General features: G+C 31.5%; 19 protein-coding genes, 1 rRNA gene and 1 riboswitch. Of the genes, 8 read left to right on the top strand and 12 right to left on the bottom strand.

The window, feature by feature from the left end; all coding sequences use genetic code 11:
* The first annotated feature begins 94 nt into the window (after window positions 1-94).
* Window positions 95-202, top strand: a 5S ribosomal RNA gene (gene rrf / locus B3R94_RS01785).
* Window positions 203-428: 226 nt separating this feature from the next.
* Here the strand turns inward: rrf and B3R94_RS01780 are convergent.
* The 3 genes from B3R94_RS01780 to B3R94_RS01770 are packed head-to-tail and all read right to left on the bottom strand — an operon-like array spanning window position 429 to window position 3,706.
* Complete coding sequence (locus B3R94_RS01780) at window positions 429-1,133, bottom strand: AcvB/VirJ family lysyl-phosphatidylglycerol hydrolase (RefSeq protein WP_291098207.1); 705 nt, start codon at window positions 1,131-1,133, stop codon at window positions 429-431.
* Window positions 1,123-2,142 carry a bifunctional lysylphosphatidylglycerol flippase/synthetase MprF gene (locus B3R94_RS01775; protein ID WP_291098204.1) on the bottom strand — a complete coding sequence of 340 codons (1,020 nt, stop codon included), beginning with the start codon at window positions 2,140-2,142 and terminating at the stop codon, window positions 1,123-1,125. The genes B3R94_RS01780 and B3R94_RS01775 overlap by 11 nt, the downstream gene beginning before the upstream one ends.
* Window positions 2,143-2,155: 13 nt before the next feature.
* A complete protein-coding gene (locus B3R94_RS01770) occupies window positions 2,156-3,706 on the bottom strand; it encodes a flippase-like domain-containing protein (protein ID WP_291098201.1) in 1,551 nt (516 codons plus the stop codon).
* Window positions 3,707-3,807: 101 nt separating this feature from the next.
* On the opposite strand from B3R94_RS01770, the gene B3R94_RS01765 reads away from it, so the two are divergent.
* Both B3R94_RS01765 and B3R94_RS01760 read left to right on the top strand, forming a co-directional pair.
* Window positions 3,808-4,332, top strand: coding sequence for a GNAT family N-acetyltransferase (locus B3R94_RS01765; RefSeq protein WP_115001191.1), 525 nt, complete (start codon window positions 3,808-3,810; stop codon window positions 4,330-4,332).
* A gap of 212 nt (window positions 4,333-4,544) precedes the next feature.
* Window positions 4,545-5,888, top strand: a complete 1,344-nt coding sequence (locus B3R94_RS01760) for an ammonium transporter (protein ID WP_291098198.1) — start codon at window positions 4,545-4,547, stop codon at window positions 5,886-5,888.
* A 55-nt stretch (window positions 5,889-5,943) separates the two neighbouring features.
* Here B3R94_RS01760 and B3R94_RS01755 read toward each other — a convergent pair whose 3' ends face one another.
* The gene (locus tag B3R94_RS01755; RefSeq protein ID WP_291098195.1) at window positions 5,944-7,971 is read right to left on the bottom strand and encodes a M3 family metallopeptidase; all 2,028 of its coding nucleotides are present in this window, start codon (window positions 7,969-7,971) and stop codon (window positions 5,944-5,946) included.
* 140 nt (window positions 7,972-8,111) lie between these two features.
* Here B3R94_RS01755 and B3R94_RS01750 point away from each other — a divergent pair, with 140 nt between their 5' ends.
* The 3 genes from B3R94_RS01750 to B3R94_RS01740 all read left to right on the top strand — a co-directional run bounded on the left by B3R94_RS01750 (window position 8,112) and on the right by B3R94_RS01740 (window position 11,208).
* Complete coding sequence (locus B3R94_RS01750; protein WP_291098192.1) at window positions 8,112-9,038, top strand: 2-hydroxyacid dehydrogenase; 927 nt, start codon at window positions 8,112-8,114, stop codon at window positions 9,036-9,038.
* A 101-nt stretch (window positions 9,039-9,139) separates the two neighbouring features.
* Window positions 9,140-10,033: a helix-turn-helix domain-containing protein gene (locus B3R94_RS01745; RefSeq protein WP_038337196.1), complete on the top strand. Its 894-nt coding sequence runs from the start codon at window positions 9,140-9,142 to the stop codon at window positions 10,031-10,033.
* Window positions 10,034-10,209: 176 nt separating this feature from the next.
* A complete protein-coding gene (locus B3R94_RS01740; protein ID WP_115001184.1) occupies window positions 10,210-11,208 on the top strand; it encodes a beta-ketoacyl-ACP synthase III in 999 nt (332 codons plus the stop codon).
* 58 nt (window positions 11,209-11,266) lie between these two features.
* Here the strand turns inward: B3R94_RS01740 and B3R94_RS01735 are convergent, their stop codons facing one another.
* Window positions 11,267-11,683 carry a DUF2007 domain-containing protein gene (locus tag B3R94_RS01735; RefSeq protein ID WP_219035217.1) on the bottom strand — a complete coding sequence of 139 codons (417 nt, stop codon included), beginning with the start codon at window positions 11,681-11,683 and terminating at the stop codon, window positions 11,267-11,269.
* A gap of 80 nt (window positions 11,684-11,763) precedes the next feature.
* Between B3R94_RS01735 and B3R94_RS01730 the strand changes: the two genes are divergently transcribed.
* A complete protein-coding gene (locus tag B3R94_RS01730; RefSeq protein WP_221410155.1) occupies window positions 11,764-12,510 on the top strand; it encodes a dienelactone hydrolase family protein in 747 nt (248 codons plus the stop codon).
* A 115-nt stretch (window positions 12,511-12,625) separates the two neighbouring features.
* Here B3R94_RS01730 and B3R94_RS01725 read toward each other — a convergent pair whose 3' ends face one another.
* The 5 genes from B3R94_RS01725 to B3R94_RS01705 form a co-directional block, all read right to left on the bottom strand.
* On the bottom strand, window positions 12,626-13,540 hold the full coding sequence (locus B3R94_RS01725) for an AEC family transporter (protein ID WP_038337191.1): 915 nt from the start codon (window positions 13,538-13,540) through the stop codon (window positions 12,626-12,628).
* Window positions 13,541-13,620: 80 nt separating this feature from the next.
* Window positions 13,621-14,307 carry a VOC family protein gene (locus B3R94_RS01720; protein ID WP_115001181.1) on the bottom strand — a complete coding sequence of 229 codons (687 nt, stop codon included), beginning with the start codon at window positions 14,305-14,307 and terminating at the stop codon, window positions 13,621-13,623.
* Between the two features lie 88 nt (window positions 14,308-14,395).
* Window positions 14,396-14,926, bottom strand: coding sequence for a DUF4269 domain-containing protein (locus tag B3R94_RS01715; protein ID WP_125350461.1), 531 nt, complete (start codon window positions 14,924-14,926; stop codon window positions 14,396-14,398).
* A complete protein-coding gene (locus B3R94_RS01710) occupies window positions 14,923-15,345 on the bottom strand; it encodes a PaaI family thioesterase (RefSeq protein WP_038337190.1) in 423 nt (140 codons plus the stop codon). Before B3R94_RS01710 ends, B3R94_RS01715 begins: the two co-directional genes overlap by 4 nt.
* A gap of 48 nt (window positions 15,346-15,393) precedes the next feature.
* Window positions 15,394-15,999 carry a hypothetical protein gene (locus B3R94_RS01705; protein WP_286476399.1) on the bottom strand — a complete coding sequence of 202 codons (606 nt, stop codon included), beginning with the start codon at window positions 15,997-15,999 and terminating at the stop codon, window positions 15,394-15,396.
* Between the two features lie 48 nt (window positions 16,000-16,047).
* Window positions 16,048-16,142, bottom strand: a riboswitch (SAM-I-IV-variant riboswitch).
* Window positions 16,143-16,797: 655 nt separating this feature from the next.
* Here B3R94_RS01705 and B3R94_RS01700 point away from each other — a divergent pair.
* Window positions 16,798-17,592, top strand: a complete 795-nt coding sequence (locus B3R94_RS01700; RefSeq protein WP_291098186.1) for an alpha/beta fold hydrolase — start codon at window positions 16,798-16,800, stop codon at window positions 17,590-17,592.
* Between the two features lie 723 nt (window positions 17,593-18,315).
* Here the strand turns inward: B3R94_RS01700 and B3R94_RS01695 are convergent.
* Together B3R94_RS01695 and B3R94_RS01690 are read right to left on the bottom strand one after the other, a co-directional pair.
* A complete protein-coding gene (locus tag B3R94_RS01695; protein ID WP_221856990.1) occupies window positions 18,316-18,699 on the bottom strand; it encodes a VOC family protein in 384 nt (127 codons plus the stop codon).
* A 162-nt stretch (window positions 18,700-18,861) separates the two neighbouring features.
* The gene (locus B3R94_RS01690; protein WP_291089372.1) at window positions 18,862-19,677 is read right to left on the bottom strand and encodes an AraC family transcriptional regulator; all 816 of its coding nucleotides are present in this window, start codon (window positions 19,675-19,677) and stop codon (window positions 18,862-18,864) included.
* Window positions 19,678-19,934: the final 257 nt, after the last annotated feature.

The following is a 19,934-nucleotide window of genomic DNA, read 5'->3' as shown; positions in this document are numbered from 1 at the left end:
CGTCGCCAGTTTTTATTAAAATCCTCAAGATGTTATCTTGAGGATTTTTTATCGAATTATCAGGATGTAAACCTGATTAAAAATACAAAAATATTAGGGTGATTATTACGAAAGGGCTCACCTCTTCCCATTCCGAACAGAGAAGTTAAGCCTTTCAGTGCCGATGGTACTGCTATTGCGGGAGAGTAGGTCATCGCCAGTTTTTATTCTAACCTCAAGATTTATTTCTTGAGGTTTTATGTTTTAAATTTTTAGTTAACTAGAAAGTATTCTGATAATTTTTAAATCATTCAACTAAATATCATGATTAAGTTTCATTCTTATTTTAGGATTAACAAATTAAAAGTGAGCTTGAAGATTTTAAATCAAAAAAATTCCGAACATTTTAAGATGTAATTATGTTAAATGAATATTTTCTTATTTAATGATTAATTACTTAGTTGCTTGATAATAGTCTCAGTTACTTTTTGATAATTTCGGTTAAAGAGATGATTACCACCCAAAGAAATTATATTTTTATTGGTTAAAGTAATTTTATTGAAGGGATAATTTTTTCCATAATCACTTAAAATAATAGATAAATGTAAGTTAGGTAATTGATTAATTTCTGGAATTGTATTCCATTTTCCGCTTACATTTTCAAAAATTAAATTTTTATAATGAATCTCAAGATCAGCAGTTTCATACGGATCTAAAAGAATAAGTTGATGTATTCTGTCTTTGGTTTTTGTAGGAAGTTGATTGATAATAAATGGAATTGCATCAGCGCCAAAAGAATAGCCGATAAATACAACTTCTTGATTTTTGTGATATTTGAACTTTTCTTCCAAAAATTGACTTAATATTTCAGCCGTTTTTTTAGGATCTCTTTCGTTCCAAAAATAAACTTTAGAATTTAATGCATAAATATCATAACCTTTTTGATGTAGATTCTTACAAATTGATTTTGAAAAAGGTCCTAATCCAGCATCTCCACTTAAATAAAACAAGATAGGTTTAGTTTCATTTTTATTTTCCCATATTTTAAGCGGTAAAGGATCTTTGATATCTATATCATCTCCTTTTGTACGAATGATATACAAACCAATTGAAGTGATAATCAATCCAAATAATATGAAATATTTAGTTTTCATCTTGAGTTTTCATAACTTTATTTAACGCTTGTGGAAGTTGAAGAAGTTCCACTTCACTAGCATAAATGATGTATTTATTGATCCAATAACTGGCGTATTTTTCCTTGAAATTGCGCATTGTTTGATATTGTTTAAACGTCCCAATTCGTTGATAAGCAAATTTCATTAGTTGTTCTGCAATACTATTTGGTTTATCTAAACCAGCTAATGGAGTTAAACCAATGTTGATGTATTTCTTTTGATTCTCTTTGGCGTGATTAATTAATGCAATTATCACTGCATCCATACTACCATTTGGCGAATCGACAGTTCTGCGAAACAAATCGTAAGTCATTTCGTCATTTGCATAATCTGGTATCACATTCAGAAATGTTACTACTTTATTTTCTTCATTTCTCAGCGTAATAATAGTCTGACTTTTTAATATTTCTCTGTCAAATTTGCCTTCAGCAAATACAATTTCTCTTTTATCAAATTCTTTTAACCATTCATTTGAAACAGATTCAATTTCATTTAAAAATTCTTGTGTCAAAGGAGGTAGAATAACCTCTGTTTTAAAACCTTTTATCTCTAAAGTATTCAATGCATTTCGCATCGATTTGCGTTCTTTTCCTTGAAGATTAAAGGAATTAACCTCAATAATTCCTTCTTGTCCAATTAATAAATGTTGTTTTTTAAACTTTTTGAAATCAATTAAATCATTTTCCGAAACTCGATAATAAGCAGTTTTCAAACCTTTTGTTTTACAATAATTTTCGAATTCTGAAATTAAATCTGATTTATACTTTGCATCACAAACAACATTATCCAAAACAATAGCAAAATTTAAACCGATTTTATACGCGACAAAACCATTAATATTTGAAGAAAAATAAAGTGTTTTATCATCCATTAATTTAAAATAATCTAATGCTGAATTTCCATATTTTTCGACAATTTCTTCTGCTTCTTCATAGTCCTGAATATCTTTTGTGTTATAATTTTTAGCTCTAAAAAATGCTAAAATCAATAATATCCAAGAACTAAATCCAAAAAAAGATATTGATGTCTTTAAAATCTTCGGCAAAGGTTGTTCTCGGAACTAAATTGTTTTCGCTGAATAATAAGAAGTTTTGAAATGTATAATAAAAAGCTTGATTCCAAGAGAAATCTACACCAAAATGACGTTTATCAATGAAATAAAAACTTAAAACATTGAAAATAAAAATTGCAAAAAATGCCATTAAAAAAATAGAGAATCCTTGTCTTAATCGTTTCAAATTTGTTTTCAATGGATATTGATTCCTGCTGTAAATTAATAGCACGATTGTGAAAAATGCGAATCCAGCTTCTTCGTAATCCAATGCTTTGAATATATTTCCAAAAAATGAAAGTATGGCAAATATTAAAGCAAAAATCCATGCAGATTTTAATCCTTTGATGAGATAAGATGAAGTAATCAATAAAGCAATTCCGACAAATAGAATCATCAATTTTGAAAGATGCATGAATTCGATTGGTAAATACAATTTTTCGAAATGCAAACGTTCTGCAAGAGGAGGAGTGATGACTGAAATTATATTAATCATTCCTAATGTAAAAATCATAACAGCAGGAAAAATTCGTGCAAATAGTTTTCTTCCACGCCACATAAAACTCAAACATCCAAAACCTAAAGGCAGCCAAAATTCGAAAACGCGGTACAATAAAGTTGTAGCTAAACCTTGGTTATGAGAATAGCCGAATTGTGTTAAAATATACACCATCGTAAATTCTACAGCACCCAAACCTCTCAAAAAAGGCGAAATAATCATCAATAAAACAGAAATCGTATAAGCCAAAGCTGCTGCATCAAAAGTGGGTTGAATACCTAACGCTAACATTGCGATGTAGACGTGTAAAATCCCAGTAATTTCGATGATTGTTGAAATTAGAATTGTGAGATTAATATTTTTCCTGTCTAAAGAAGCTTCAAAAATTGGATTGATTTCTTCCGTAATCTTTGGAAATTTATTTTCTATAATTTGATAGAATTTATTTTTGGTTTTGAATGAGTTATAAATGAAATAAACTAGAATTAAAATTATGCCCAAAATGACTAATGATATCCACGAATCATTAAAATATTTGTTGACGTAAATACTATAAATAATGATGGGAACACCAATGATGAAAACCGTTAATAATCCAATAAAACCATAAATAGAACTTGCCTGAATGATTTTATTTGTTTCAAATTGTTGCTTTTTGATTTGTTTGGGTAAATAAGCCAAAGAACTAATTCCGCCCGCTGGTAGAAAAACACTGATAAAATTTCGTTTGAGAAATAAATTGACAGCGTCCCAAAATTTAAGAGGTAAACCAACTGCTTTGAAACTTGTGATATACATTGCAGCTTGCAGCGAAATATAGAGAATCGTTATTCCGAAACCGATCAATAGCCAAATAGGTTTTGCGCTTTGAATACTCGGAATAATTTGCATCATTTCTTTGCGTTCGCTTCTGAAAAATACAAATGCGAGTAATAAAATAAGTATTGCTAAAACTTGTTGCCAAGGTATTTTTACATATTTTATAGATTTTGGAAACCTCATGTTTGTATGACATTGTTTAGTTCTATTAATTTATCAAAAAATTAAATATCAAAACTTATGATTTGCTTAAAAATAACTTATATTGAAAATAAAAATAAGATATGGAGACTGGATTAAATTTACGTCAAGCTATTTTGAATGATGCAGATAGAATTTGGGAAATTTTGCAACAAGCAATTGAGAAAAGAAAAGAGGAGGGAAGTAATCAATGGCAAAATGGTTATCCAAATCTAGATGTTGTAAAAAATGATATCTCAAATGGTTTTGGTTATATAATTGAGAATGTTGATAATCTAATCATAGGATATGTTGCAATTATTGATGAGATAGAACCTGCTTATACAGCAATTGAAGGAAAATGGATGAATGATGATCCATATATTGTCATACATCGATTGGCTGTTGCACAAGATGTTAAGATAAAAGGTTTAGGAACTTGGACGATGGATGAAATTGAAAAAATAGCAATTATAAAGAAAATACAGAATATAAAAGTTGATACCAACTTTGATAATATTGGAATGTTGCGTGTTTTTGAAAAGTTAGGTTATCATTATTGTGGCGAAGTTTATTTTGATGGAAGCCCAAGAAAAGCTTTTCAGAAAATTATTCAGAATTTAACATAATTGAATATTTTAGATAGAATTTAGAAAAACTAAATAATCAAATTGATAAAAAGATTCCTTTTTTGGAATCTTTTTTTATGAATTTGTATAGGGCAACTATGTTTAAAGTGTGAAATTAATATTTTAACCCCTAATTTTTATAGGGTGTAATTAAAAATAAATGATTTTATTTAAAAATAATCTAATTTTGATAGGGTTAAAATTAAAAACTTATGAAAGTTGGATTAAAATGGAAAGTAGCTTTTGCAATTATAACGCTAGTTGCATTCGCTGGATTATTTTGGAAACCAGTTGTAGATATTCCAAATACAGGAGAATTTCTTAGCGAAGAAAATATTGTAAATTCAGATGTCGCCTGGATTTTAGCAGCTGCAGGATTGGTGTTATTGATGACGCCAGGTTTATCATTTTTTTATGGAGGAATGGTGGGGAAACGAAATGTTATTTCTACCATGTTGCAAAGTTTTATTGCCTTAGGTGTGATTTCGATTTTGTGGGTTGTAGTTGGGTTTTCACTGTCTTTTGGTGAATCAATCGGTTTTACAATAAATGGAGAACATTACGGAATTATTGGTAATCCATTAAGTTATCCATTTTTTAATCATGTCGGGGCATTTCCACACAAAGACATGGCATCTACAATTCCATTTGTCTTATTTGCATTGTTTCAAATGAAATTTGCAGTCATTACACCAGCGCTTGTAACAGGTTCTTTTGCTGAAAGAGTACGTTTCATTTCATATTTGTTATTTATGATTTTATTTAGTTTAATCATTTACACACCGCTTTGTCATATGGTTTGGCATCCAGAAGGTTTATTGAATAAATATTTTGGAGTGAAAGATTTTGCTGGAGGAACTGTTGTTCATATGAGTGCTGGATTTGCAGCATTGGCAGGAGCTTTGGTGATAGGTAAACGTAAAAACAGAGAACACAAACCTGCAAATATTCCATTTGTTATGCTTGGAACAGGAATGTTATGGTTCGGATGGTTTGGTTTCAATGCTGGTTCAGCTTTGGGAGCAAATGCCACAGCAGCTTTAGCTTTCGGAACAACAACAATTGCTTCTGCTTCTGGAATGATGACATGGATACTTTTTGATAGAATTAATGGTCGTAGCGTTTCTGCTATGGGTGCGTGTATAGGGGCTGTAGTTGGATTAGTAGCAATCACTCCAGCTTGTGGGTTTGTTACAATTCCTGAAAGTATATTTTTTGGCTTTATAACTGCTATAGTTTCAAATGTAATGGTTCATTGGAAAGTATTAAAACGAGTTGATGATACTCTAGATGTTTTTGCATGTCATGGAGTCGGAGGAATCATGGGAATGATTTTGACAGCTATTTTTGCACATGGAGAAAATGCAAGCTTATTACATGGAGGGATACATGTGTTTGCACATCATATGATTGCTTTGTTGCTTGTTTCGTTATTTACTTTTTTCGGTGCGATTGCGTTATTTTATATTACGAATAAAATGATTCACTTACGTGTGAGTGATAGAGCGGAGTTCGAAGGCTTAGATTTGTCGCAACACGAAGAAAGTTTGCATTAATTAAACAATAGTATTATAAAAAAATCCGACTACTTTTAGTAGTCGGATTTTCAATTTATATTAATCCAGCACGCTTTAATAAAGCATCTGCTGTTGGTTTATGACCTCTAAATTCTTCGTACAATTTCATCGGTTCTACTGTTCCTCCAGATGATAAAAGTTTATAGAATTTTTGAGCTGTTTCTGGATTGAAAATTCCAGTTTCTTGGAAGAATGCAAAGGCATCTGCATCCAAAACTTCTGCCCATTTATATGAATAATAACCAGATGAATATCCACCTTGAAAAATATGAGAGAAGGATGTACTCATCATATTTTTATCAATTTCTGGATACAACTCTGTTTGTTTGAAAGTTTCTTTTTCAAATTGTTGTAAATCATTGATTTCAGCCAAATCATTCGCATGATAAGCCATATCCAATAATCCAAAACTCAATTGACGAACAGTTTGATAACCTTCCATAAAACTTGAAGAAGCTTTTACTTTTTCAATTAATTCTTGCGGAATAATTTCTCCTGTTTGATAATGTTTTGCAAATAATTTTAAAGCTTCAGGTTCGTAACAAAAGTTTTCGTAAAATTGAGAGGGTAATTCAACAAAATCCCAATAAACATTTGTTCCAGAAAGACTTTCGTACGTTGTATTTGGTAACATTCCGTGTAGCGCATGTCCAAATTCGTGGAACAATGTTGTCACTTCCTGAAATGTCAATAATGACGGCGTGTCTTTCGTTGGTTTTGTAAAATTACAAACAATCGAAATGTGCGGACGTTTGGTGTTTCCATTCACATTAGAAGCTTCTCTATAACTTGTCATCCAAGCACCAGGGCGTTTTCCTGCGCGCGGGAAAAAGTCTGCATACAATAAACTTAAGAACGCACCATTTTTATCTAGAACTTCATAAGTTGTTACTTCATCGTTGTATTTATCAATTTTATGAATTTCTTTAAATGTAATTCCATACAATTTTGTTGCGACATCAAAAGCTCCTTGAATCACATTTTCTAACTGAAAATAAGGTTTCAATTCTTCGTCAGAAAGACTGAATTTTTTCTGTTTTAATTTTTCAGCATAATACGCATGATCCCAACGTTGCAATGTTTCAATCCCATCAGTTTCTTTTGCAAATGCAGTTAATTCCTCAATTTCTTTTTCCGCAAATGGTTTTGCTTTCGTTAATAAATCATTCAAGAAATCTAAAACAGTTGTTGGTGTTTTTGCCATACGTTCTTCCAAAACATAATCAGCATGCGTTTTATAACCTAATATTTTAGCACGTTCGTGACGAAGTTTTACGATATTTTTGACATTTTCTTCGTTGTTAAATTCATTATTTTGATAGGCTTTTACTCCATTTGCTCTAAACAATTTTTCTCTTAATTCACGATTTTCTGCGTATTGCATAAACGGAATATAGCTTGGTGCTTGTAAGGTAATCAACCAACCTTCGTGATTTTTTTGTTCTGCATCGGCTTTTGCTTGATCAATAGCATATTGAGGTAAACCTTTCAAATCATTTTCATCAGTAATAATCAATTCGTATGCATTAGTTTCAGCCAAAACATTTTGACCAAATTGTAATGAAAGCATTGCCAATTGTTTATCAATTTCGCGCAGTTTATTTTTATCTTCTTCGTTCAAATTTGCCCCATTTCTCGAAAAACCTTTGTATTTTTTTTCTAATAAATAAGCTTGTTCATCTGTTAAATTCAACGAATCCTTTTGATTATAAACGACTTTAATTCGTTCAAATAAATCTTGATTTAAGCGAACATCATTTCCAAATTCAGATAATAAAGGCGAAACTTCTTGTGCAATTTCTTGAATTTCATCATTTGTTTCAGCAGAATTAAGGTTGAAGAAAATTGAAGAAATTCGTCCTAATTTTTCACCAGAAAGCTCCATTGCTTCAATTGTATTTGCAAAAGTTGGCGCTTCAGGATTCGCAGTAATTGCATCTATTTCAGCTTTCGCTTCTTCAATTGCTTGGATAAAAGCAGGTTTGTAATCTTCAATTTTGATTTTAGAAAAAGGAGCACTTTCAAAAGGTGTTTCAAATTTTTCTAATAACGGATTTGCCATTTATGGTGTATTTTTTTAGTTAAAATATATTTGTTTGAACTCTTTCAAATTCTAATCCAAATGTAAGAAATCTGACAAATCGTCAAATTTAATGTGTGATTAATTTAGAGTTATTTACATTTGTTTTAAAGTAATCAATTATGAGTGTAGCGTTAATATTCAATCAAAAACCAACAGAAGAATGGCAAAGAAATTTACAAGAATTGTTGCCAGATACGAAAGTTGAAGTTTATCCAAATATCTCAAATCCAGAAGATGTAGAATTTATTGCAACTTGGAAACCGCACAAAAATTATGTGTCTGAATTTCCAAATCTAAAAGTTGTACAATCTGTTGGAGCAGGAATTGACCATTTGTTGCATACCAAAATTCCAGATTCAATAAAGGTAACACGTATTGTCGATCCTGCTTTGAAACAAGAAATGTTTGAACATGTTTTGGCTTGTGTTATGACTTCAATGAAAAATTTGTTGACGTATTATAAAGATCAAGTTCGTAAAGAATGGAAGCCTACTACTTATCAAAATATCAAGGAAACAACTATCACTATTTTAGGATTAGGTGAAATCGGAAAGTTAGTAGCGGAGCAATTTGTTACTTTAGGTTTTCAAGTCAAAGGTTGGTCGAATTCGCCTAAAAATATAAATGGAGTAGAATCTTTTGTTGGAAAAGAAGGCTTGAATGCTGTGATTTCTAATACTAATTTTATTGTCAATATTTTGCCTTTGACAGGTGATACAAAAGGTATTTTGAACAAAGACTTTTTTGCACAATGTTCAGCTTATACAGTTTTGATGAATGTTGGTCGTGGAGCACATTTGATCGAAAAGGATTTATTAATTGCAATCGAAGAAAAACAAATAAAAGAGGCTTATTTAGATGTTTTTGTAGAAGAACCTTTACCAGAAAATCACCCTTTTTGGACGAATGAAAATGTTTATGTAACACCTCATATTGCGAGTGTTACAAATGCAACAACTGCTCTAAAACAAGTTGCAGATAACTACAACAGAATGAAAAATAACGAAACTTTATTGAATGAAGTTTCATTAGAAAGAGGTTATTAGATATACCAAAATGACGTAAGATTTTGTTAAAAAGACGCATTTGTGTTTTTACTTGTCAAAAAAATCTTTTAACATTGTATTAGAAATAATAAAAGCTAAAAATGAGTGATTATATTCAACTTTATTCAATTGATAATATTTTAAGAACTTACAAAGAAGAAGCTACCGATCGTCGGTTAGCAATCTTTGATGTAGGTCCTGAAAACAATTATTATTTTGTAAAACGAAAACCTTATAAGTTTACGTCGCTTGGGTTGATTTTAATTACTGCAGGAACATGTGAAATCACGGTAAATTTAGAACCAACATTGATCAAACGTGATGATATTATTGTGGTTCTTCCAGGTCAGTTGTTCGAGATTATAGAGCATTCGGCTGATTTTGCTGTTCAAGCAATCTTTATTGATTCAGATTTGATTATTGAAGCTGGTTTTCACGTGAAATCCAATAATTTAGTAGAATTTTTATCGTCCAAATATCCTAAAATCATTTCTTTAGATAAAAAGATTGTACGTGATATGCGCTACAATCTGAATAAGATTAGTAAATATACCATCAAGAATGAAAATATCTTTGCAAAAGATTTGGTTTTACATCATTTTTCGGTCTTGATGTACGAGATGGGAAATTACTACAACCAAGCTGTAATGGCGAAAAGTACAACGAAAGAAGTTAGAAAAGAAGAATTGGCTAAGCAGTTTTTGTATTTAGTTTCAACTCATTTTCGTCGTCAACGTAATGTACAGTTTTATGCAGATGAAATGTTTATTAGTCGTAAGCATTTAACTAAAATCATCGTTGAAGTCTTTAATAAATCACCCAAACAAATCATTGCCGAAGCCATTGTTTTAGAAGCTAAAGTCTTACTAAAGAACCCAAAATATAGTGTTTCTGATGTTGTGACAGAATTAAATTTTATAGACACTTCCGTTTTTAGTAAATTTTTCAAAAATTATGCAGGTGTTTCGCCAACAACTTTTATTGCTTCTAACTAATAATTGATGTAAATCAATGCAAATGTGAAAATTTTCTAAAAACGTCTTTTTGACATATTATTACGTTTATTTCGCTAACTAATTTGTTAAATTGGATAGACCTTTGTTGCTCAAATTTTAATTGATGCGTCTTTTAGTAGATAATCGATACATGAAATTTGAATGAAAAGAATTTTATGGTGGTAGATTTTACAAAAAAAATATTTGCACATATTTCAGCAATCGGTGGTTATGTGCCAGAAAATAAACGAACTAATTCCGATTTAGAAAAGATTACAGACACTTCTGATGAATGGATTGTAAAAAGAACGGGAATTAAAGAACGTCGTATTTTAGAAGAAGGTTTAGCGACTTCTGATATGGCGGTTAGTGCAATTCAGAATTTAATTGATACATACAAAAAAGACATCAAAGATGTTGATGCGTTGATTGTTGCGACTTCTACACCAGATATGTTGATGCCTGCTACAGCAAATATTGTATGCGAAAAGTTAGGAATAGAGAATGTTTGGGCATTTGATATGAATGCAGCTTGTTCTGGATTTTTGTACGCGTTGGACATGGGCGCTTCGTTGATTGAAAGTAGACGTTACAAAAATGTTTTGGTCATTGGAGCTGATAAAATTAGTGCGTATGTAGACATCAAAGATCGTTCGACAAATATTTTGTTTGGAGACGGAGCTGGTGTAGTTTGGTTAGAGCCTACAAATGAAGAAGGAATTTTGGATGCTTTGTTACAGAGTAATGGAACTGGAAAAGAATTCTTGAATATAGAAGGAGGTGGTTCTTTGTATCCAGCGAGTTCACAGTTGTTGGTTGATGAGAAGCGTTACATTAGACAAGATGGAAAAATTGTATTCAAAAATGCAATTCAATCAATGAGTGATACCTGTGTCAATGTTTTGAAACGCAACGATTTTTCTGTTGAAGATGTAAATTGGTTGGTTCCGCATCAAGCGAATAAACGAATTATTGACGCTGTTGGTAATGAAATTAATATTGAAGAAGGTAAAACTTTAATCAATATTGAGAATTACGGAAACACAATTGCAGCGACAATTCCGTTGTGTATTTGGGAAAATACATCAAAATTAAAGAAAGGAGATTTATTGATGTTGACAGCCTTTGGTGCAGGTTTCTCTTGGGGAGCAAGCTTATTGCGTTGGACAATTTAATCAATAAAAATCATATATTTTTGTTCATAAAGAACGGCAATTTCTTGTCGTTCTTTTTTTATTGTAAACCATTAAATTCTTCACCACACTTCTTGCATTTGAACACGTTTTTGTAGTAAATAGGGTAGACCCAAAATATGATAGAAGATAATAAAGAAAGTAAGCCTTTTCCACCTTTCATTGACTTGTAATTGCTGTAATACTCATTGCTTCCACATTTTGGACAAACAAGAATTTCATCCAAATCATTGGTGTAATTTGAAGCATCAATTTCTTCTAAAACTTTCATGGCACGATCAGTATCTTCTTTCTTAATTTTTACTTTCACACCACCAATAGCATTCGACAAAAACTGATTAATCCCAACCGAATGTTCATCAAAAACAAAAGCATCAATCTGTTCACTCTCTAATTTCGAACGTAAAATATGTGCTTCAATAGGGCTTTCAAATGTTTTTAATGTAATAAGTTCCATGCTAATTGTGTTAAATATTCAATTCAATATCCGATATAAAATTAGTTCTTTTTATCTTAATGTCTTAAATTTTTTAGTAGATGAAAAATGTAATTCAATGTTTATTTTTAATTGTATTGATGATGAATACGACAAATGCGCAAAACCTAAAACAAGTTGCTTATAAAGATGGTTCGCAAAAATTGAACGGTTTAGTAACTGATAACACAACAAAGAAAAGTCCAGGAGTTTTGATTTTACCGGCTTGGAAAGGAGCTGATAACGAAGCAAAACAAGCTGCAATAGATTTAGCAAAAGAAGGCTATATTGCGTTTGTTGCAGATATTTATGGAGAAGGAAACAATCCGAAAGATAATGCGGAAGCGGCTAAAGCAGCAGGAAAATACAAGTCTGATTATGCAGCTTATCAAAAAAGAATTGATTTAGCGTTGAAAGAGTTAATCAAAGCTGGTGCAGATCCAAGTAAAATTGCTGTAATTGGTTATTGTTTTGGAGGAACAGGCGCATTAGAAGCTGCTCGTGCGCAATTAGCTGTTGTGGGCGTTGTTTCTATTCATGGTGGATTAGCAAAAGATGCTGTTCGAAAAAATATTCCTCTTAAAACAAAAGTTTTGATTGAACATCCTGCTGAAGATGAATCTGTAAAACCCGAAGATATTTCGAATTTAGTAATTGAAATGAACGAAGGAAAAACAGATTGGCAAATGATAACTTACGCAAATTCAAAACATACGTTTACCAATCCAGAATCACCTGATTACAATAAAGTAATGGCAGATAGAGCTTGGCAACATACATTATTGTTTTTGAAAGAAGTATTGAAATAAAACCGTCAATTCTAGTGAAATTCTTTTTAGAATTTTGTATCGAGAATAAGGTTTTAGAAGATAAAATTTATCTTAATTCTCGATACAATTTTAATAAAAACTGTAACAGTTAAATCTACTGAATAAACAATTGTATCATTTCATACCAAAAAGCAGCTGTAAAAAAGCCTACAATAATACTGATTCCAATAATCAAATTGGTTAGTTTGGTGTTGAGTTTAAATTGTTCCGCAATAATACTCGATGTCACTAAAGTAGGCATAGCAGCTTCAAAAATAGAGATTTTAGCCACATCACCTTTTATTCCAATTACGATGGCTAAAAGCATTACAACTGCAGGCGCAATCATTAATTTGTAAACCATAGACATCGAAATTTGTGACCATAATTTTCTCCAACCATTAAACTTTAATTGCAATCCAACCGAAAATAAAGCCAATGGACCTACGGTTGCAGCTAATTTGTCGAAGAATGGTTCGGCAGGAGATAAGTCGATAAATTGAGATAAAATCAATGCACTTATACAACCCAAAAATGGAGGGAAAGTAAATAATCGTTTCAAGATAAATTTGGAATCTATTGCTCCAGATCCATTGCTTCCTCCTTTTAATGCAGAAACTATTCCGATGGTTGATAAGCACAAAAACATGGTTTGATCACAAATAATCGCAATACTCAAATACTTTTCTCCATAAAATGCTGAAATCAAAGGAAAGCCAATAAAAGATGTATTGCTATAGCCGCTTGCCAATTCCAATGTTCTTCTCGAACGCTCCGAATAGCCTTTTGCTTTGCTGTAGAATTTCATGTAAAACAAACTTCCAACGGCAATAATGACAGTAGAAAAGATAGGAAATAACATTTCTTGCGACCATTCTACTTTTGGTAAATACTTAAACGAGACTGCTGGTAAAGCCAAATATAAGATCCACGTATTGATCCCTTTATGAGCATCAGGATGTATAGATTTTGTTGCTTTAAACACCATTCCGGCGATTATACAGACTGCGATTAATATAAAGTTTACCATTTTTAGATATTTGGAATGCAAAGTTACAATCCCATTTTTTTTTACCCTTAAGATATCACTTTTTATTCAATGCTTATTTTTTATAAAATGGCAAGATTAGATATATTTAATTTATTATTATTGAAAATCACTTTTGAATAACAATTTTCATTTTCCAAAATAGCTGTAAATGGAGTAGGAGTTATTGTATCAGTTGTAGGAAACCAAGTTGTTTTGATAAAATAATTTGGTAATAATATTTTCCCCTCATCTGAGCCGTTTGTGCCAAATCTTTCAAAATCTCCTTTCCAGAATTTAGATGTTGTTTTCTCTTCTAATAATTGATTGGTAGCCTCAATATCAGTTGTAGGTAAGCCAATTTCAGAAATTCCTAAAATAGAATGTTGATCAAATTCTGCATCGTTCTCATAAGCTAAATTATAATGTGTAATCATCTCAGCAAGATTTCTAGCTCCATCATAGAAATAAAAAGATTGTGCATTCCAATTTTCGAACTTTGCAATGTATTGATCAGCATCGGTGTTTAGGATTTTAGTTTTATTTTGTATCCAATCAAATGCCTTTTCGAATTGATTTTTACAAACTAAAAAACTGAAATGATAAATATGTTCTTCGTTCGATTTTATAAAAGTTAATCTTGTCCAACCAACTTGTAAACTAAACTGATTTTCGGTTTCTTCAATTAAATCAAAAGCTAAAATAGTTGTATAAAATGATTTTGTTTTTTCTAGCTCATTTGTAAACAATTGTAATTCTCTTATTTTCATTCTGCGATTTTTTATAAAATTAAATCAACAAAAAAGAAGAAAATAACAAGTTGAATTGATTTAATTAATTGCGTTATAAGAAAACTGTTTAATCTACTTCATACTCCAATAAGGCGAGATATGGATTACCTTTTAACTCAAGAACTTTTGCAAAAGCAGGTTCAGTTTTGTACCCATTCTTTTTAAGTTCGATGATTTTGTTTTTGAATGGTTCGTCAAATTTTTCAAGTAGTTTCGCCTCAATGAGCATATGTCGATAGGCATTTTGTTCGGTTGGAATCTTATTCTCTAAATAAATCTCAATTTCAAACGTATCAATTCTAAAATTACACGTCAAACAAATTTCGTTATTGTTTATTAATTGATTGATTTTAAATTCAAAATAATGAGAAAAATTCTCGGTTAAATGATTTGTAGCGTTTTCAAAATTAGATGTTTCACCAATAATATCAATGTCACTATTTTCAATATTGATTTCAATGGGAATTGTACCTACTACAATAGGTTTGTATGTGTCAAGTTTTTCTAAAATTTGATGATTGCGCAACAAATGAAACACATTGTGTTGTATTTCATTTCCGTGTTCTAAATAATCAATGGTAAGAAAATTTTGCATCATTTTATTCTCATCATAGTTACCAAAGAAGTAGCAGCATGCGTTTCTTTGTTCGTCGTTTCGTCAACCACAAAAATCTCTGTGCGTATGGTGCTTATCTTTTTTCCGCCTTTTATCACATAGGCTTTTGATAGTAAATAATCACCCAAAGCAGGTCGTAAATAATTCACCTTTAACTCAACTGTTACCACATAACAATCGTCGTCATAGTGAGAAACAGCAGCATAACCAGATGAAACATCAACCAAAGAAGCAATCATAGCACCATTAAACATTCCGTGTTTACGTGTCATCATTTCTTGTTTTGGAATCTTAATCGAAACATAGTCCGTTTCGCATTCGATAAGTGATGCGTTATAAAATTTTAAGGTTTCCGAACGATTAAAACTTGCTTCTACTAATTCTCTTTTTTCTGGCGTCATATAAAATTGCTTTCAACAAATATAGAGATTTGTCGAAAGCAATTTCAGTTATGCAGTTACGTTATTCAAGTTTTCTTCTCTGATAATCGTATTTTGATGCGACAAAATTACTTTATCCAAACCGCGGTAATAATTCCCTTTGTCGACGGTAATCAATAAATTATTTTTCGGAATTTTATTGATAATCTTATCGTTCGGGAAATGTTGTTTCGAGTTTTTGAAGGTAATAAATACATCATCTTCAGTTAGATTTTTGACATCATCTTCCGAAATAATATCAATCAATTCATAAGGTAAATAAAGTTGATCGAAGATATAATGAAACGTTTTAAGGCGTTTTCCGTTCAATTCTTTGCTATGTTGCAAAAAGTTTCTCAATCTATGTACAACAGCGTAGAAATTACCTACCAAAGGCGGTTTGGGAATATTACGCTCGAACAAGCAACCATCAATCAAACTAAGCGGAAGTTTGATATTCAATTCATCTGTTTTTACATTGTATAGATGGCGATAATCCAAACCTCTTCTCTTGAATTCTTCAATAATATGATCTTTTAGCGCAGGAACTTTAATAGGCAATTGTTGATTGATAAAATCGACCAATTTTTCATCTGATATAGGAGCTAAATTAAGCTCAGAAATGTTTTGTGACATACAATAAATAGTTAAAATAAAACAATTATTGTATTTCGATAATAGGGGATTTTTCGTTGTTTTTGGATGAACTCCCGTATTGTTTTACCACCGTGGAGACTCCTCTCGGTTGGTATCGTTTTCTACGATTCGAAATACGGTGTAAAACTACATAAAAAATTGAATATGTAGTAATCTTTTCTAATAATTTTATTTTAAAATGATCACTTAGAATTTTATTCTAAATTGGATATTGTTTCGAGAATAAAGGTTTGAATAATTACTTGATTTGTTTTTTTATATTCTACCATATAGATACATCGTAATACTAGTTCACTTATTCATTTTTCAATTTATCTCTATTCATCAACATTGTTAAACCTATGTCTCTATGTGGTTATAATTTTTATATTCTGTATTAGATGCGATCCTGAAACGAGTTTAGGGTGACTTAACAAGTCTGTTAAGTTGAATTCATTTCAACTTCTCATTAAGAAAACACCTCTATAATCTCCTCAAGAAGATATTTCGACTTCGCTATTAAAAATAGAGATTTAGAAAATTTTACAAATAATTAAGATAATTTTAATTGTTTGCCGAAAATTATTTTATACATTTGAATAACAAAGTAATTAAAAAATGAAGTTTACGTGCTTATATATGTCGATTCGCAAACAGGTTTGGAATATCCAGACGTGGGAAAGTCATGTATACTAAAAAGAGATTTTATTTTTTAATATATTTTAGGTTTCCCCGTCGAGTTTCGATGGGGATTTTTTTTGAACAAAAACAACAATTACCAATATAAAATTAAAAACAATGCAAAGTTTACAACAAGTAACGATCCCAGTTTGGCCCTTAGAGGACAACACAATCTTAAACAATGTTTCGGTAACATTTCAACTTTTTGGACTTCCATTAGGAACAGCTCCAGTCATTTTGATTAACCATTCCTTACACGGAGATTCAGATTGTACCTATCATTGGGATGGGGTCATGGGAAAAAACAAAGCAATTGATCTTAATGAGTATACGGTAATCTGTATAGATATTCCTGGAAATGGCGTTTCCGAAACCATAAAGTACGACTATATACCACGCGATCACATTACAGCACGCGATGTAGCGGTATTGTTTTGGTTGACGTTATTTGAATTGGAAGTAGACGAGATTTTTGCCATTATTGGTGCAGACTTAGGTGGAGGATTAGCATGGGAAATGGCATGTTTGTTTCCAAATAAGGTGCTGAATATTATTCCGATAGCAGCAAGTCCTAAGACAACATATTGGTTGGTAAAAGAGCCCACTTCTAAAAGCGAATACTTGAAATCTATTTTCTATTCGATAGATATATCACGCAATAGAGGTGATATATTGCAAGTTTCGCAATACATCAAATCAAAAATACATGTGATTTATGTGAAGAATGGAAACTTGTTCAACAAAGCAGAATTGAAACGTTATTACGCCAAACTGCAAGAGTTTAACAAACATGTACAGTTCCACGAAATAGAACAAATAGAAGACAACGAATTACTAAAAGCAAACATCGATAAGGTTGAAAAAATAGTAGACGGCATCCTCGAAAAAGAGTTTATCAATAATGTCGCATAAACCAAAAAGCTCCTGTGAAGGAGCTTTTTATTTATACTATTTTATGTTTTTGTGTCTAAAATAAGAGTTGTGCAACAGTTACCCTTGTTAGCTGTAGTCCTTCTTATTTCTAATTCCTAGAATTACACTTATAATAATTTCATATGGTAATGTGAAAATTACAAACATAAAAAAAGCTTTTAAAGGCCAACCAATTCCCATTTGGCTTTCCCTAATTTCTTTCGCTTTATTTAAAAAATTCAGGTTTTACATTTTGATAATATTCAAATTCATCCATTCCATTTTCATTATATCCAAAATTTTTAAGTAAAATATTTTTTGATAATTCTATTGACCAATAAGTAAAAGCAAAAGTTAGTATCACAGAAATTATTAAACAGCTTATTGATAGAAATAAAATTTTAGTTATTTTGTTATAATTCAGAAATTCAATTTTTTTATTGATATAAAATGGAAAAATTAAGATAGAAACAACTAGAATTAGGGTAGGAAAGTATAGCAATATTTCAAGAATTTTCGCATTCATTTTAGTTCTATTAAATTCATTTAATTCCTTTCTGTACGAGTTTTTTATAGGATTACAGCTAACGTTTTGCAGCTTGGCGAAGTGGCGGATTTTGAAGCACTTACTTTCAATTTAGTACTAATGTTCATTTGAAAACCGAATGTTCAATTTAGCACAGAACCCGCCATTTTGCCAATGCTATGTTATAGGGCGTTTTTTTACTCTTCTGTCGGTGGCGAATATTTTACGATGTCAATACCAACGCCATTTGGGTCTTGAATGGCAAAATGTCTGTCGCCCCAAGATTCGTTGCGAATGTCAATTTTTATTTCAACACCTTTCTTTTTCAGTTCTTGGTAAATGCTGTCCACGTCATCTACTTCAATGGTCAGATAAACACCTTGATTTTGGAAGGGGTGCTGAAAAATCGGTTGTTGGCTTGGGTGGTTTGGAAGCAAAAAGCTGATTTCCGCTTCGTGGTTTGGCGTGTGTAACAAAAGGTAAAATTCGTTTTCAAACGTTACGCCAAAGTTCAGTGTGTTGGTGTAAAACTCTTTTGTTTCTGCCAATTTTGATGTTACGATACCTGCATTTAATTTCATCTTGATTTCTTTTTTAGTTACTGAATTTGTTTGTGAAAATACATTTGCCGTTAAGCAAAATGTAGCAATGATTAAAACTATTCGCTTCATTGTTTTTGAATTTGATTAACGATGCAAAGTTCATACAACAGAAACTTTTGGAATAGTAAAAATCGGACAAATTCATCTGCCAAATGCTTTGCTTGGCGTAACGCCATAAAAATTTTTGAACTCTTTTATAAAGTGCGATTGGTCGTAATAACCCACGTCAAAGAATAGTTTGTTTTGTCGCAGACTTTGGCTTGATGGTTTGGCTTTGAGAATATTTTGAAAACGGACAACTTTGCTGAATGTTTTGGCGGTGTCGCCAATGTAAAACTCAAAAAGTCTGCGAAGTTGCCTTGTGCTAATACCTGTTTCTAAATCTTTTTCAATGTCAAGCATTCCAAAGTTTTTCAGAATGAGTTCTATCGCTCCGTAAAGTCTGTTGTCATTGTCAAATGTTGTTTTGTTTGTCAGTTCACGAAAATGACTGTCAAGCAAATTTTTTATTTCGTCCTGCTGTTGAGTTTCATTGAAATTGTTTGTAATAAAGTCGGACAAATGTGGAACAACCGAATGTAAGTGTTCGTAACGATTGCTTAATTCCATTGCGTTTATCTTGAAAAGTTGCGGAAACATTGTCGGCAGAAAACGAACACCAATGTAGTTGAAAGCATTGTCAAGCGGAAATTCCGTAAACTTTTTACAGAAACCCATTACATAATTTTCTTTCGGATTGTTGAGTTCAAAATAGATGTCAATGCAACCGTCAGCTACAACACGGTAATTAAATTGTTCAGAAAGTTTCTGTATTGTTTTTAGTTGCCAATAGCAATAAATATAAGGTTGAAGTGTGATGTCGGGCAGAAATTCCGTGTAGGTTACGTTGTCAGCCGATTGTCTGACTGTCGGTTGAATGGGATTGTAGAGCGTTCTTATTTCTGTCGTAATGTTCACTGTTTGTTGTTAGCACGGTTGTCGTTTTAAAATACCCTATAACGAGCCGAGTATTTGCGAAGAACGGGAGAGAATTTGAACGCAGCTCAAGTTCAGCCGTTCAAGCAAATTGCTCATTTCTAAAACTAAATTAGTGTATTGTTTTTAGAAAAGCAATTTTGCGAGAGGAAAAGAATGGGATGAAAGTTTACTTTCAGCCCGTTTTTTCGCAAATACACTGTTGAACTAAACCTCCGGTAGCTTTCGCTGCGATGATT

The organism is Empedobacter sp. UBA7611 (assembly GCF_002484365.1).
Taxonomy (GTDB): Bacteria; Bacteroidota; Bacteroidia; order Flavobacteriales; family Weeksellaceae; genus Empedobacter; species Empedobacter falsenii_B.
The sequence above is the reverse complement of the archived record's forward strand: the minus strand, read 5'-3'. Positions and strand labels throughout refer to the sequence as shown.

What these genes read in the sequence shown, in the direction of transcription:
- B3R94_RS01700 (WP_291098186.1), top strand. Translation starts at nt 16,798, where the DNA reads ATGCAAAGTTTACAACAAGTAACGATCCCAGTTTGGCCCTTAGAGGAC.
- B3R94_RS01755 (WP_291098195.1), bottom strand. Translation starts at nt 7,971, where the DNA reads ATGGCAAATCCGTTATTAGAAAAATTTGAAACACCTTTTGAAAGTGCT.
- B3R94_RS01770 (WP_291098201.1), bottom strand. Translation starts at nt 3,706, where the DNA reads ATGAGGTTTCCAAAATCTATAAAATATGTAAAAATACCTTGGCAACAA.
- B3R94_RS01710 (WP_038337190.1), bottom strand. Translation starts at nt 15,345, where the DNA reads ATGACGCCAGAAAAAAGAGAATTAGTAGAAGCAAGTTTTAATCGTTCG.
- B3R94_RS01780 (WP_291098207.1), bottom strand. Translation starts at nt 1,133, where the DNA reads ATGAAAACTAAATATTTCATATTATTTGGATTGATTATCACTTCAATT.
- B3R94_RS01745 (WP_038337196.1), top strand. Translation starts at nt 9,140, where the DNA reads ATGAGTGATTATATTCAACTTTATTCAATTGATAATATTTTAAGAACT.
- B3R94_RS01735 (WP_219035217.1), bottom strand. Translation starts at nt 11,683, where the DNA reads ATGGAACTTATTACATTAAAAACATTTGAAAGCCCTATTGAAGCACAT.
- B3R94_RS01720 (WP_115001181.1), bottom strand. Translation starts at nt 14,307, where the DNA reads ATGAAAATAAGAGAATTACAATTGTTTACAAATGAGCTAGAAAAAACA.
- B3R94_RS01750 (WP_291098192.1), top strand. Translation starts at nt 8,112, where the DNA reads ATGAGTGTAGCGTTAATATTCAATCAAAAACCAACAGAAGAATGGCAA.
- B3R94_RS01765 (WP_115001191.1), top strand. Translation starts at nt 3,808, where the DNA reads ATGGAGACTGGATTAAATTTACGTCAAGCTATTTTGAATGATGCAGAT.
- B3R94_RS01725 (WP_038337191.1), bottom strand. Translation starts at nt 13,540, where the DNA reads ATGGTAAACTTTATATTAATCGCAGTCTGTATAATCGCCGGAATGGTG.
- B3R94_RS01740 (WP_115001184.1), top strand. Translation starts at nt 10,210, where the DNA reads ATGGTGGTAGATTTTACAAAAAAAATATTTGCACATATTTCAGCAATC.
- B3R94_RS01695 (WP_221856990.1), bottom strand. Translation starts at nt 18,699, where the DNA reads ATGAAATTAAATGCAGGTATCGTAACATCAAAATTGGCAGAAACAAAA.
- B3R94_RS01705 (WP_286476399.1), bottom strand. Translation starts at nt 15,999, where the DNA reads ATGTCACAAAACATTTCTGAGCTTAATTTAGCTCCTATATCAGATGAA.
- B3R94_RS01715 (WP_125350461.1), bottom strand. Translation starts at nt 14,926, where the DNA reads ATGATGCAAAATTTTCTTACCATTGATTATTTAGAACACGGAAATGAA.
- B3R94_RS01760 (WP_291098198.1), top strand. Translation starts at nt 4,545, where the DNA reads ATGAAAGTTGGATTAAAATGGAAAGTAGCTTTTGCAATTATAACGCTA.
- B3R94_RS01730 (WP_221410155.1), top strand. Translation starts at nt 11,764, where the DNA reads ATGAAAAATGTAATTCAATGTTTATTTTTAATTGTATTGATGATGAAT.